The sequence below is a fragment of the Corynebacterium intestinale genome, assembly GCF_023574125.1.
GTDB lineage: Bacteria > Actinomycetota > Actinomycetes > Mycobacteriales > Mycobacteriaceae > Corynebacterium > Corynebacterium hesseae.
On the sequence record NZ_JAMKFF010000009.1, the window covers coordinates 32,045 to 45,769 of the forward strand.

Annotated in this window: 10 protein-coding genes and 1 pseudogene; 3 read left to right on the plus strand and 8 right to left on the minus strand. The window is 64.3% G+C overall.

Features of this window, described 5'->3' with window-relative positions; genetic code table 11:
- Nucleotides 1–308: 308 nt before the first annotated feature.
- On the minus strand, nt 309–1,877 hold the full coding sequence (gene guaA, locus M5J06_RS09930; RefSeq protein ID WP_250224568.1) for a glutamine-hydrolyzing GMP synthase: 1,569 nt from the start codon (nt 1,875–1,877) through the stop codon (nt 309–311).
- A 24-nt stretch (nt 1,878–1,901) separates the two neighbouring features.
- On the minus strand, nt 1,902–2,828 hold the full coding sequence (locus M5J06_RS09935) for a LysR family transcriptional regulator (protein ID WP_250224569.1): 927 nt from the start codon (nt 2,826–2,828) through the stop codon (nt 1,902–1,904).
- A 74-nt stretch (nt 2,829–2,902) separates the two neighbouring features.
- On the opposite strand from M5J06_RS09935, the gene M5J06_RS09940 reads away from it, so the two are divergent.
- A complete protein-coding gene (locus M5J06_RS09940) occupies nt 2,903–3,877 on the plus strand; it encodes an EamA family transporter (RefSeq protein WP_250224570.1) in 975 nt (324 codons plus the stop codon).
- Nucleotides 3,878–3,928: 51 nt separating this feature from the next.
- Here the strand turns inward: M5J06_RS09940 and M5J06_RS09945 are convergent, their stop codons facing one another.
- A complete protein-coding gene (locus M5J06_RS09945) occupies nt 3,929–5,089 on the minus strand; it encodes a GuaB3 family IMP dehydrogenase-related protein (protein ID WP_144268713.1) in 1,161 nt (386 codons plus the stop codon).
- A gap of 9 nt (nt 5,090–5,098) precedes the next feature.
- A complete protein-coding gene (guaB, locus tag M5J06_RS09950) occupies nt 5,099–6,613 on the minus strand; it encodes an IMP dehydrogenase (protein WP_250224571.1) in 1,515 nt (504 codons plus the stop codon).
- Between the two features lie 149 nt (nt 6,614–6,762).
- Between guaB and M5J06_RS09955 the strand changes: the two genes are divergently transcribed.
- Nucleotides 6,763–7,137 carry a DUF5319 domain-containing protein gene (locus M5J06_RS09955; protein ID WP_070521533.1) on the plus strand — a complete coding sequence of 125 codons (375 nt, stop codon included), beginning with the start codon at nt 6,763–6,765 and terminating at the stop codon, nt 7,135–7,137.
- Nucleotides 7,138–7,231: 94 nt separating this feature from the next.
- On the opposite strand, the gene M5J06_RS09960 is transcribed toward M5J06_RS09955, so the two are convergent.
- Complete coding sequence (locus M5J06_RS09960) at nt 7,232–8,071, minus strand: hypothetical protein (RefSeq protein ID WP_250224572.1); 840 nt, start codon at nt 8,069–8,071, stop codon at nt 7,232–7,234.
- Nucleotides 8,072–8,189: 118 nt separating this feature from the next.
- A complete protein-coding gene (locus tag M5J06_RS09965) occupies nt 8,190–8,807 on the minus strand; it encodes a sigma-70 family RNA polymerase sigma factor (RefSeq protein WP_070521539.1) in 618 nt (205 codons plus the stop codon).
- A 367-nt stretch (nt 8,808–9,174) separates the two neighbouring features.
- On the opposite strand from M5J06_RS09965, the gene M5J06_RS09970 reads away from it, so the two are divergent.
- The gene (locus M5J06_RS09970) at nt 9,175–9,474 is read left to right on the plus strand and encodes a WhiB family transcriptional regulator (protein WP_070564990.1); all 300 of its coding nucleotides are present in this window, start codon (nt 9,175–9,177) and stop codon (nt 9,472–9,474) included.
- Between the two features lie 221 nt (nt 9,475–9,695).
- Here M5J06_RS09970 and M5J06_RS09975 read toward each other — a convergent pair.
- Together M5J06_RS09975 and groL are read right to left on the minus strand one after the other, a co-directional pair.
- Nucleotides 9,696–11,968: pseudogene (locus M5J06_RS09975) on the minus strand (excinuclease ABC subunit UvrA).
- 126 nt (nt 11,969–12,094) lie between these two features.
- Nucleotides 12,095–13,711 carry a chaperonin GroEL gene (gene groL / locus M5J06_RS09980; RefSeq protein ID WP_143334272.1) on the minus strand — a complete coding sequence of 539 codons (1,617 nt, stop codon included), beginning with the start codon at nt 13,709–13,711 and terminating at the stop codon, nt 12,095–12,097.
- Between the last annotated feature and the right edge of the window lie 14 nt (nt 13,712–13,725).

Here is a 13,725-nt window from a genome sequence, read left to right on the forward strand (position 1 = left end):
AGCCGCTTTAACCAGCCGCTCGCTGAGAAAACTTGCTCGGCGTGCGGCTACTCGCGCGCGCGTTAAAGAGGTATGTGCCCTTGTGCCGTGCGTACTAACGCCGTCGATACTGGCAACGGGCACGCTAGCGGCATGCGTGTTAACCGTACGGTGCCGGCTGACGCCTGCGGCTGCGGCGGGCGCGCAGGAGCTTCAGCTCCATTCCGCGGAACTGAGTGCCAGGGGCGGAAAACGGGAGCGCGGCCGCGCCCAGTTAGTTAGGGCACGGCCGCGCTACGCAGCGTCTGGGAGTTTGCTTTGCTTCGCGTTTACTCCCACTCGATGGTTCCCGGCGGCTTCGACGTCACGTCGAGCACGACTCGGTTAACATCCTTGACCTCGTTGGTGATGCGGGTGGAGATCTTCTCCAGCACGTCGTACGGCAGGCGGGTCCAATCCGCGGTCATAGCGTCCTCAGAGGACACCGGGCGCAGGACGATCGGGTGGCCGTAGGTGCGGCCGTCGCCTTGGACGCCGACGGAGTGGACGTCGGCAAGCAGCACCACCGGGCACTGCCAAATCTCGCCGTCCAGGCCAGCGTTGGTCAGCTCGGTACGCGCGATGAGGTCCGCCTGGCGCAGCGTCTCGAGGCGCTCCTCGGTGACCTCACCGATGATGCGGATGCCCAGGCCCGGGCCCGGGAAGGGCTGGCGCGCCACGATCTCCTCCGGCAAGCCCAGCTCACGGCCAACCGCGCGCACCTCATCCTTGAAGAGCAGACGCAGCGGCTCAACGAGCTCGAACTCGACGTCGTCAGGCAGGCCGCCCACGTTGTGGTGGGACTTAATGTTCGCGGTACCATCACCGCCGCCGGACTCCACCACGTCCGGGTACAGCGTGCCCTGCACCAGGAAGGCGGCATCCTGGCCGTCCAGCGCCTGGTCGACGGCGCGCTCGAAGGAACGGATGAACTCCGCACCGATGGCCTTGCGCTTGGCCTCCGGCTCGGTCACGCCGGCCAGCTTGTTGAGGAAGGCCTCGCGCTCGTCCACAGTGATGAGCTTGGCGCCAGTCGACGCCACGAAGTCCTTCTCCACCTGCTCACGCTCACCCGCGCGCAGCAGACCGTGGTCGACGAAGACACAAGTCAAACGGTCACCGATGGCGCGCTGCACGAGGGCTGCGGCCACGGCGGAATCCACGCCACCGGACAGGCCACAGATAGCGCGGCCTTCCTCACCGATCTGCTCGCGCACATCGTTGATGAGCTGCTCCGCGATGTTCTCAGCGGTCCAGTTCTGCTCCAGGCCAGCTACCTCGGTGAGGAAGCGCGTGAGCACCTCCTGGCCGTGCGGCGAGTGCAGAACCTCCGGGTGGTACTGCACGCCGGCCATCTTCTTGGACAGGCACTCGAAGGCTGCCACGGGAGCACCCTCGGAAGAGGCGGTGACCTCAAAGCCCTCCGGAGCTTCAGTAACCGAATCGCCGTGAGACATCCACACCTTGTGGGTGTCCTCGAGGCCCTTGTGCAGCACGCCGCCGGACACGGTCATGTCCGTGCGGCCGTACTCGCGGGCACCAGTGGAGGCCACGGTGCCGCCCAGGGCTTGGGTCATGGACTGGAAGCCGTAGCAGATGCCAAAGACCGGGATGCCGAGCTCGAGCAGCTCCGGCTTCAGTGCGGGGGCGCCGTCCGCATATACGGAGGACGGGCCACCGGAGAGGATCAGCGCGGCCGGGTTCTTGGCCTTGATGTCCTCCACCGAGGCAGAGTTGGGGACAACCTCGGAGTAGATGTTGGCCTCACGCACGCGCCGGGCGATGAGCTGCGCGTACTGGGCGCCAAAGTCCACCACGAGGACAGGACGCGGGGTTGTATTTGGGTTAGTCACGGTCATCAGTTTAACGCAAGAACCCACACCCTAGCCCGCAGGGAGTGGCCCAAAATCTTTAGCGGTGGCAGCCGCCTTGCTCAACGCTGCCCGAAACGCCCGCAAGGCTGGGTGTCCCTCGCGCCCGGCGCGCACCGCGGTGTAGAGCGTGCGGGTGGGATTACCAGGCAAGGAAACCACGCGCACGCCCTCAATTTCGTAGAGGAAAAGGTCCGAGATCACCGCCACCGCGTGTCCGGTGCGCACCAGGTGCGCATGTAGAAAGGGGTCCGGGGTTTCATAGAGCACGCTGGGGTTAAAGCCATGCCGGCGGCACAGCCGGTGGACGAACCGCCCCAATAAAAACTCCTCCGGGTCCATGGCAAAGGGGATTTCCTCGTCATGCGCTGCAAAATCCTCTAAGCGCAACTCGCTCCAGGGCCCGGTGAGTGGGGTGATGAGGCGGAGGGGGTCGTCGAGAAGCAGCTCCCGGTGGGTGTGCTCATCCGTGGCGGGCATGTCCGACTCGTACTCCTCACCCAAGATGAGGTCCACCTCCCGGCGCGCCAGCAGCTCCATCGCGCCATCGGCTTCACGCTGAATGATCTGCACGCGCAGGTCCGGGTATTCGCGCGCCAACTCCGTCAGCGCCCGCGGGACCAGCGAGGACATGATGGTTTGAAAGGTCGTGACCTTAATCGTGCCCCGCACCGCGTTGGTTGACGCAATGACCTGCGACTCCGCCTCATCCGCCAACGCGAGCATTCGCTCCGCGTAGGAGGCCAGGATTTCTCCCTGTTCCGTCAAACGCACGCGCCGGCCGACCTTTTCATAGAGCGCCACGCCGACGTCCTTCTCACACTGCGCCAACTGCTGGGAGATGGCCGAGTGCGTATAGCGCAGCGATTCCGCCACCGCAGTGACGGTGCCGAGGCGGTGCAGCTCGTAGAGAATGCGGAGGCGGTGCAGGTCCAACATGACAGAATCCCTAACGGGTACGTGTTAAAAACTGTAGATAGACTAACAGTTCTTCCCACCCCACAATGGACTGCATGACCAATCCGTTTGCCGTTCTGTGCGTCATCGGCTCGTGTATTTCCCTCCAGCTCGGAGCCAGCCTCGCCATCCAGATTTTCCCCATTGGAGGCCCCTGGGGCACCGCCTCGCTACGCTTGCTTTTCGCCGCTGTGATTCTGCTCTTCATCGCGCGCCCGCGCGTGCGCGAGTGGAGCCGCGAGAAGTGGATCTCCGCCACCATTTTCGGCCTCACGCTGGGCCTGATGAATGGTTTTTTCTATGCCGGCATCGAGCTCGTCGCGCTGGGCCCGGCGGTCACCATCGAGTTTCTCGGCCCGCTGCTGCTGGCGGCGTGCCTCTCCCGCTCGCTTCGCGACGCCACCTGCGTCGCCCTCGCTCTCATCGGCATGGGTCTGCTGGGCTTGGACTCCTTCAACGGAGACCCTCTCGACCTGCGTGGGGTTTTCTTCTTGCTGTGCGCGGGTGCGATGTGGGCCGCCTATATCTTGGCCAGCAAGAAGGCGGGCGCTCTCTTTAGCGGCGCAGATGGATTGGCCGTGGCCTTCCTCATCGGCGGCCTCGTGCTCCTGCCTGTCGGAGGGCGCGGCGCGGTGGCTTTGGCCAGCGACCCAAACCTCCTATTGCTCGCCCTAGGCACGGGCGTGTTGGCCTCGCTCATCCCCTATTCGTTGGAGTTCATTGCGCTGCGCAGGCTCGCCCCCAACGTCTTTTCCATCCTCATCGCGTTGGAGCCCGTCTTCGCCGCACTCTTTGGCTGGCTCCTACTCTCCCAGAATGCCTCCCAGCTTAAGCTGGCAGCTATCGGCCTGGTTGTGGTGGCCTCGGTACTACAAACCATGGTGCCGGCGCGCGGGCGCGTAGTTTTCCACAAGGTGGCACTGCGCCCACGCCGCCTGAAGAAGCCCCGGCTGCGTGGCGCCCGAAACCGCGCGCCAGCGACTCTAACGCTACGGCCACTGAGGCCAGCGCCACGGCCACTGGAGCAGTGACATAAGCTCCGCCCCGAGCTTTGTTGAGCGGAGCAGCGTTACAACGGGGGGCTAGCGAACGGCCAAGCCCACCTTTTGGAAGGACTTCAGGTCCGTGTAGCCGCACTTGGCCATGGCACGCTTGAGCCCACCGACCAAGTTCAACTCACCCAGCGGCTCGTTGGACGGGCCGTGGAGCACGACTTCAAGGGAGGTCGCTGAAGCGTCCTCGGCGGTGCCAGAAGCGTCAACGCCGGAAGCGTCGGTGCCGAGGAGGGCGCCAGCCACGCCAACCGGCTCGATGATGCCGCGTGGGAAACGCGGGTGGCCGGCCGTGGACGGCCAGTACCAGCCCTTGCCGCCGGCTTCTGCCGCGCGGGCCAGGACCGGACCCAGAACGACGCCATCGGCACCACAAGCAATGGCCTTGGCGATGTCTGCGGAGGTGAAGATGTCGCCGTCGGCAAGCACGTGCACGTAACGGCCCCCAGTCTCATCCAGGTAATCGCGGCGTGCGGCCGCGACATCCGCGATGGTCGTCGCCATGGGGATATCAATGCCGACGGTCTCCGGGTTGGTGTTCACACCGGAGCCGACGATGATGCCAGCCGCGCCCGCGCGCATGAGGTGCAGCGCAGTGGTGTAATCCGCCACGCCGCCGGCAATCACCGGGGTATCCAGCGAACCGATGAACTCCTTCAAGTTGAGCGGCTCGCCACCGGTCTGCACGTGCTCGGCGGAGATCAAAGTGCCGTGGATAAACAGCAACTCCGCGCCGGCCTTAATAACCACGGGCGCCAGCTCACGGGCACGCTGCGGGGAGACACGCACGGCCACGGTCACGCCGGAATCGCGGACCTGCGCGATGCGCTCGGCCAGCAACTCCTCGTTCAGGGGTGCTGCGTGCAGCTCCTGCAGCGTCGACAGGTCACCGAAGTTCTCCGTCACGCGGGCAATCGCGCCCTCCAAATCCTCGTGGCGGCCCCACAGGCCTTCCGCGTTGATAACGCCCAGGCCGCCCTGCTTGCCCATCTCGATAACGAACTCGGGAGTGGCCAGCGCATCAGTCGGCGCCGAGACGAACGGGACGTCGAAGGTGTACGCATCGATGTGCCACGAGGTGTCGACGTCCTTGGAGGAACGGGTGCGGCGAGTCGGCACCAGGGAGATCTGGTTCAGGTCATAGGTGCGGCGAGCCTCACGGCCCACGCCGATTTCTACGTAATCACGCATGATTAGTCCTTAGCGGTAGTTCGGAGCTTCGACGATCTGCTGAAGGTGGTGCGGGTGAGACTCCTTGAGGCCCGCAGCGGTGATCTGGACAAACTGCTTGGTCTTGAGCTCGGCCAGGGTTGCGGAGCCGGTATAACCCATGGAGGCGCGCAGGCCGCCGACAATCTGGTGCACGATGGCATCGATGTCACCGCGGAATGGCACGCGGCCCTCCACGCCTTCTGGCACCAGCTTGTCCTCGCTCTTGACGTCAGCCTGGAAGTAACGGTCCTTGGAGTAGGAGCGCTTCTCCCCTGTCAGACCGCGGCCCTGCATGGCGCCCATGGAGCCCATGCCGCGGTAGCGCTTGTACTGCTTGCCCTGGACCACCACGATGTCGCCCGGCGATTCCGTGGTACCAGCCAGCATGGAGCCCAGCATGACGGTATCGGCGCCGGCAGCCAGCGCCTTGGCAATGTCACCGGAGTACTGCATACCACCGTCACCAATAACCGGAACGCCCGCCGGGCCGGCCACCGCAGCGGCCTCCATGATGGCGGTGATCTGCGGGGCACCCACGCCCGCCACCACACGCGTGGTGCAGATGGAACCCGGGCCAATGCCGACCTTGATGGCGTCGGCACCAGCCTCAATCATGTCGCGGGCCGCAGCACGGGTGGCCAGGTTGCCGCCGACGACGTCAACACGGTCGCCGAAGTTCTTCTGCACGCGGGAGACCATCTCGAGCACGCGGTTGTTGTGGGCGTGGGCGGAGTCGACGACGAGGACGTCCACGCCGGCGTCGACAAGCTGGCCTGCGCGCTGGTAGGACTCCTCACCGGTACCGATGCCGGCGGCCACGAGCAGGCGCCCGGAAGCATCCTTGGAGGCGTTGGGGAACTGCTCAGTCTTGACAAAATCCTTGACGGTGATGAGGCCGACGAGCTTGTTCTCATCGTTGACGATGGGCAGCTTCTCCACCTTGTTGGCGGACAGCAGCTCCAGCGCCTCTTCCTTGCTGACGCCTTCCTTGGCCACGACAAGCGGCATCGGCGTCATAATCTCGGAGACCTTGCGGGAGAAATCCGGCTCGAAGCGCATGTCACGGTTGGTGCAGATACCCACGAGGGTGCCCTGCTTATCGACGACCGGCAGGCCCGAAATCCGGAACCGCGCGCACAGCGTATCGACTTCATCGATGGTCATCTCCGGGGAAGCCGTGACCGGGTCGGTCACCATGCCGGACTCGGAGCGCTTGACAATCTCTACCTGCTGGGCCTGATCCTCAACTGACAGGTTGCGGTGCAGGACACCGATGCCGCCCTGGCGCGCCATGCCGATGGCCATGCGGGCCTCGGTCACGGTGTCCATCGCGGCGGAAGCCAGGGGCACGCCGAGGCGAATGTTGCGGGTAAACTGCGCCGAGGTATCCACCTCGGAGGGAACGACGTTGGATTCTGCCGGAAGCAGCAGGACATCATCAAAGGTAAGGCCGTAGAGTGCAATCTTGTCGGGGTTGTCTCCGCCGGTGTGGACGTGGCTCATGAGGGTGGGGCTCTCCTAAACTGACCAGATAGTTTTATGCGGTAGCCCTCACTGTAGTGCGTGGACGCCCCGTAGTGGTAGCCGTGGGGAGAGGAATAGGTATCTATAGGGAATTGCCATGCGCGCACGGAGTCAATAGGCTCGCAGGCGTGAACTTTTTCGCCAACATGCCCCGCGATCCTTTCGCGGACGACCCGAACGACCCAGCTTCCTTCCTCGAGGAGGATGATCACGTCGAGCCGCTGTCCGAGGAGGACCGTCTCGCCGTCATCCATGATCTGGCCATGGTCCAAGAGTTTGCGCGCGTTTTAAGCCCGCGCGGCATCGATGGCATCTTCTTTTTCTGCGAGGACTGCGAGGAGAACCACTTCTACGAGTGGGACATCATGGCCTCCAACATGCAGGCCACGCTGGCGGGCCAGCTCGCCCCCGTGCACGAGCCGGGCGCGGAGCCGGACCCGATGCGCTACGTCCCTTGGGATTATGCGGTGGGTTATCTCGACGGCATGGATTCGCGCTACTAGCTGCGGTCAGCGCGGTTGCGCGGTAAAACTACCGCGCGTTAAACGGAAAGAACCTCTCCCCTCCTGTTGCGGGGGGAAGAGGTTCTTTGTGGTTTTATTGCTGGAATTGCGCCGGCGGGAGCTGGCCATTATCCGTGGCGCCATCCGAAGCCCCGTCGGAGTTGTCGCCTTGCGGAGGCGTTGCCTGATCGCCGCCCTGATGGCCTGGCTCCGGCTGGTTCTGCTCCGGCGGGCTCAGCGGATTGCCCGCCGAGACCGTGCGGGTCACCACGACGGTGGAAACTGCAGTCTCTGTCTGCGTTACAGTTTCTGGCTCCGGCGGCTGCTGCTCCTCCACCGGGGCGGGCTTCTCCACGGTCTGCGTCTGCGTCACCGTGGCGCTGGGCTGCTGCTTCGTGGTCCGAGGGGCCTCTGCCTCACGTTCCCGCTTGGCCTGGTCCACCATCTTTCGGGCTTCTTCAAGCAACTGGCGGGTGCCGTCCATGTCGCCTTGAGCGGAACGCTTTTCCATCTCATCGAGCGTTCCGGCAAGCTCCACTACGGACACATCGTGCTCGTCCGCACCGAAGAGCGACTGGTTTACGCCGTACAGCGGAGAACCTGGGCCGGCGTTGACGACCACAGCGCCGGTACCTGCGATGAGCAGCGTAGCTGCGGCCGCCCCGATGAGTCCGTGCATGAAAGGCTTGCTTCGACGGCGACGTGCCGCACCGAGGGAAATGATCTCCGGCTCTTCCTCCGCGCCTTCAACGAGAGGGGCCGGAGGCATCTGCTTTTCGACGTCCCCGCGCAGCTCCAGCAGAAGCCCCGCCAGTTCATCACCGCCATCGGAGGGATCTGTTCCTTCGGAGAGAGTAGTGAGGAATGCATCATCATCAACCAAGGGCTGCAGCTGCTCAGCGACACCCTGCTGAGGCTCGTCCTTCTTTGCCATGATGACCTCCCTTCCTTATTAGAGAATTATTAGTTTGTCGGTGCCAAGTGCCGATGGCTCACTGCTAGCTCTGGGCTAGCCCAATTACTGGTTCACTCTGCTGGTTCACATTGTTGGTTCACTGCGTCTCGTGCGAATCGAGGGATTTGCGCAATTGCGCGAGTGCACGATGCTGCGCCACGCGGACTGCGCCAGGGGTGGACTCCACAATTTCCGCGGTCTCCTCTGCCGACAGCCCCACGAACACACGCAAGATGATAATGTCCCGGGCCTTGTCACTTAACGTATCGAGCATGGCCCGCACTCTGTTACTACCGTCCACGGCAAGGGCGGATTCTTCGGGGGTAGCGTCCTGAGCAGCATCCTCCGGAAGGTCTTCCGTGGGGTGAGTGTGGTCGCGGCTCAGGGCGCGGTGGGCATCGGTTACCTTGTGAGCAGCAATGCCATAGACGTAGGCCATAAACGGGCGGCCTTTATCTTTGTACGTGCCAATAGACGTCGCCACCGCCAAACAGATCTCCTGCGCCACGTCCTCCGCCGTGGGCTGGCGATGGCCGCCGATGCGCGCGCGGCAATAGCGCAGGACCTGCGGATGAATGATCCGCATGATGCGCTGGAGGGCGCGGCGGCTACCGTCGACGGCCAGCGGAACGAGGTCCGCTAATTCCTTATCGCTGTCGCGCTTCGCCGCCGTTGAGGAGCCGCTCGCGTCTGTAGCCTGAGTAGCCACTGCCATCCTTGCCGTTCTGCTTTTGCTCTTCTGCTTAATGCATTACTTCATATTCTGTATGAACATCATGGCATAACCTTTTGACGAAACCCCAAAACGACGGGTCTCATCCCCAGCTTTGACCCCACTCAAAAAAGTTCATACACCGTTCATCTTAGCCTTAAGCGCAGGTCACAGGGGCTCCAATTGAGGAGTCTCAGCCAGTTATACCTGCATGTCAGCATTGCGTAACGCGCTGTTTACCCAAGGGGGACACACTTCAATCTCGTCTCACCTCGCCCTGGCGCTCGCGGGAGTTCATCCCGCGTTGGTCCGCGCGCCCACAGCACGCACCGCGCCTGGGCACTCTATCTTTGGCAAAGGAGAATCGAACGTGTCTCAGTCCTTCCTGCTCCCCGGGCCGAATACGGACTTTTGGGATTGGCAGCTTCATGGCGCATGCCGTGGGGAAAACTCTGACGTGTTCTATCACCCGGACGGCGAGCGCGGACGCGCCCGCGCCCAGCGCGAGAACCGCGCCAAGGCTATTTGCAGCACCTGCCCGGTCATCGAGATGTGCCGCGAACACGCTCTCGCCTCCGGCGAGCCCTACGGCGTGTGGGGCGGCATGAGCGAGTCGGAGCGCGTCGTTGCCCTGCGCTCGCGTCGCACCCACGCGACCGTCGGCGCCTAGTCCGCTTCTGCCAGCTCCCAGCCTTGGGGTCGGACGACAAACCACCACCCCTATTGGCTGAACGCAACAAGGCCGCTCTCACCACTGGATGAGCCCGCCGTGGGCCGTCGCGCAGCGGGCCTTTTGCGAAGTTTCTTTAAGTAGCATCACGCCCCTCCCCCACCTGCACTGATATCCAGCAGCCAGCACGGGCAAGGGGCAGCCGGTGAAAGCCGCCAGTTTTACAACACCTGCGCCAGGTAGCGGGCGGTCAGCGTGTCCTTGTCGAGGAACTCGCGCGGCGAGCAGGCCGCCACAACCTCGCCGCCGGCTGAGCCCGCGCCGGGACCGAGATCAATGATGTGATCGGCGTGCGCCAGGACGGCGCGGTGGTGTTCGACGCAGATGAGGGTGAGGTGGTCGTCGACAAGCGTGTCAAAGAGGCGCAGCAAGGTGTCGATATCTTTCTGATGCAGGCCCACCGTCGGCTCATCGAGCACGATGATGTCCGCAGTCGCCTTGCGGTCGCACAACCGCACCGCCAGCTTCAGCCGCTGGCGCTCGCCGCCAGAGAGCGTCGAGAGCGGCTGCCCCAGCGTCAGGTAGCCCAGCCCCACGGCAACGAGCTGCTCGTACACGCGCTTCGCAGCAGTAACTTTGGCCTCGCGGCAAAACTCCACGGCCTCAACCGCGGGAAGCGCGAGTACCTCCGCGATGTTCTTGCCCGCCAGCTCGTAACCCAAAACGTCGGCAGCAAAGCGGCGGCCCTCGCACACCTCGCAGGGCACATCCGCGCTGTCCATCGCACCAAACTCCACGGTCACCACGCCAGCGCCGGAACAGGCCGGGCACGCGCCCTCCGAGTTGAAAGAGAACATTCCCGGCGTGGCCCCATCGTTGGCCTTGGCGAAGGCCTTGCGCAGCGCGTCCATCTCACCGGTGTAGGTGGCCGGGTTTGAGCGCCGCGAGCCAGACAACGAAGACTGGTCGACAACGAGGATGCGGTCGTCGTCCGGCAGGCATTCCATCAGCGATGACTTTCCGGATCCCGCAACGCCCGAAATGACCGTGAGCACGCCCAGTGGAATATCCACGTCGACGTCCTTGAGATTGTTATGGCGCGCCCCGCGGATCTCCAGCGCGCCGGTGGGCTCGCGCACCTCATCCTTCAACGCCACCTTCCCGCTGACGGACGGTGCGGCACCGACGGAAAGGATTTCGCCGCCCGCCACTCCGGCGCCGGGGCCAAGCTCGACGACGCAATCCGCAATCGCCATCGTCGCCGGGTTGTGCTCCACCACGAGCACCGTGTTGCCCTTATCGCGCAGCTGCAGGAGAAGCTCATTCATCCGCGTGACGTCATGCGGGTGTAGGCCAGCGGTCGGCTCATCAAAGACGTAGGTGACGTCTGTCAGCGCCGAGCCGATGTGCCGCACCATGCGCGTGCGCTGTGCCTCGCCACCGCTCAGCGTTCCCGTCGGGCGCGCCAGCGTCAGGTAGCCCAGCCCCAAATCCAGGGCGGCCTCCAACCCACGCAGCGGGGCCACGGCAAGCGGTGAGTTGATGGTGCGGAGCCATGCGGAGGCGTCGGCAAGCTCCATGGCGCAGACATCCGCGATGGAGACGCCGTTGAGGTAGGACTCGCGCGCGTGCTGCGCCAAGCGCGTGCCGTGGCACTCCGGGCAGTCGATGAAGACCACCGCGCGCTCGACAAAGGCCCGCATGTGCTTTTGCAGGGACTCCACGGGCTTGCTCAGCACGTTGGTTTTCAGACGCGTGACCAGCCCCATGTAGCTCATGTTGATGCCGCCGACCTTGACCTTAGTCTCGGTCTCATAGAGGTCCCGCTTCTGTTCCTCGGTGAACTCCTTGACCGGCACGTCGGCTGGGTACAGCCCGGACTCGGCGTAGGCGCGCCACATCCACGAGCCCACCTTCATGCCGGGGTACATGATGGCGCCATCGTTCAGTGTCAGAGTCTCATCAACGAGCTGGCGCTTGTCGACGTCCCCCACTTCCCCCCTTCCCTCACACCTCGGGCACATGCCGCCGGTGCGCTCGAAGCGACGCACCTCTTTGACGCCATTGACCTCGATGGCGCCCTGCCCGGAGGCGGAGGGCACGTTGAAGGAATAGGCCGCGGGGCCGCCGGCACGGGGCTCGGCTAGGCGGGAGAAGAGCACGCGGAGGTGCCCGGTGATGTCGGTGGCGGTACCGAACGTCGAGCGCGCGGAAGCCGCCATGGGCTCCTGACCCACGACGATGGCTGCAGTGAGCCCTTCCAAGCGGTCCACGTCGGGGCGGGGTGGGGCTTGCATGAAGCCCTGCACGAAGCCGGGATAGGTTTCGTTGATGAGACGCTGCGATTCAGCCGCAACGGTATCGAAGACCAGCGAGGTCTTGCCGGATCCGGACACACCGGTGAAACAGTGAGCTTGCGCTTAGGGATGCGCACGTCCACGTTCTTGAGGTTGTTTTCGCGGGCGCCGGTGACGGTGATGAATTCTTGTTCCACGGCTCAGCAGTCTACTAACGGGGCGGGGGCTCCCGCCCCACGGCAAAGGCCCGCCGCCCCGCGATGGATGCGGGTTAGCGGGCCTTCCTTGTGGCTACGCGGGAAACGGACGTTTCCCGCGCACTTTTAGTGCGCGTGCGCGTGCGCAGCCTGTGCCGGCTCTTCCTCGGCGGGCTTCTCTACAACGGAAGCCTCGGTGGTGAGCACCATGCGGGCCACGGAGGCGGCGTTGACCACGGCGGAGTGGGTGACCTTCACCGGGTCGATGATGCCCTGCTCCAGCAGGTTGCCGTACTCCAGGGTGGCGGCGTTGAAGCCCTCGCCGTTGGCCTTCTCGGCAACGTGGGCGACCACGACGGATCCGTCCAGGCCTGCGTTCTCGGCGATCCAGTAGGCCGGGCGGGTCAGCGCGCGAGCCACGGCCAGCACACCGATCTTGGCCTCACCCTCGAAGCCCTCGGCGAAAGCCTCGAGCTCCTGGGAGATCTGGACCAGCGCAGAGCCGCCGCCGGCGATGACGCCCTCTTCAACGGCCGCGCGCGCGGCGTTGATGGCGTCCTCGACGCGCAGCTTGCGCTCGTTGACCTCGGTCTCGGTAGCGGCGCCAACGCGGATGACGGCAACGCCACCGGACAGCTTGGCCAGACGCTCCTCGAGCTTCTCCTTATCCCAGGTGGAATCGGTGCGCTCGATTTCGCGGCGCAGCTGCTCGCGGCGCTCCTCGACGGCCTCTGCGGTACCGGCACCATCCACAATCACGGTGTCTTCCTTGGACACGGTGACGCGGCGGGCAGAACCCAGCACCTCCGGGCCGACCTCCTTGAGGTTGATGCCAACCTCAGGGTCGACGACGGTAGCGCCGGTAACAACAGCCAGGTCATCCATGAAGCCCTTGCGGCGCTCGCCGAAGTACGGAGACTTCACAGCGGCGACCTTGAGAACCTTGCGGATGGAGTTCACCACGAGCGCCTGCAGCGGCTCGCCCTCGATGTCCTCAGCGATGATGAGGGTCGGGCGCGAGGACTCCGCGATCTTCTCCAGCAGCGGCAGGAAGTCCGGCAGGGAGGAGATCTTGTTGCGGACGAGGAGAATTGCGGCGTCGTCAAGCACGGCGTTGTAGGTCTCCTCTTCCGTCGCAAAATACGGGGAGAGGTAGCCCTTGTCGAAGGAAATGCCCTCGGTAACGTCCACGGTGGACTCGATGGTCTGGGACTCCTCGACGGTTACGACGCCGTCCTTGCCCACCTTGTCCATCGCGCCAGCAACCATCTCGCCGACCTCCGCATCGCGGGAGGAAACGGTGGCAACCTGGGAGACCTCCGCGGAGGAGTTCACCGGGGTGGCACGCTTCTTGAGCTCCTCGACGACCTTCTCAGCCGCCGCTTCGATGCCCTTGTTCAGTTCGATGGGGTTAGCGCCGGCAGCAACGTTGCGCAGGCCTTCGAAGACGAGAGCCTGGGCCAGCAAGGTGGCGGTAGTCGTACCGTCACCGGCGATGTCGTTGGTCTTGACGGCCACGGACTTCACCAGCTGGGCGCCGAGGTTCTCAAAAGGATCGTCGAGGTCAATGTCGCGGGCGATGGTGACGCCGTCGTTGGTGACGGTCGGGCCACCGAAAGCCTTGGACAGCACGACGTTGCGGCCGCGCGGGCCGAGGGTGACCTTGACGGCGTCGGCCAGCGTGTCTACGCCGCGCTGGATGCCCTCGCGGGCCTCCTGGTCAAATGCAATCAGTTTTGGCATAGGGTTAATCGCCT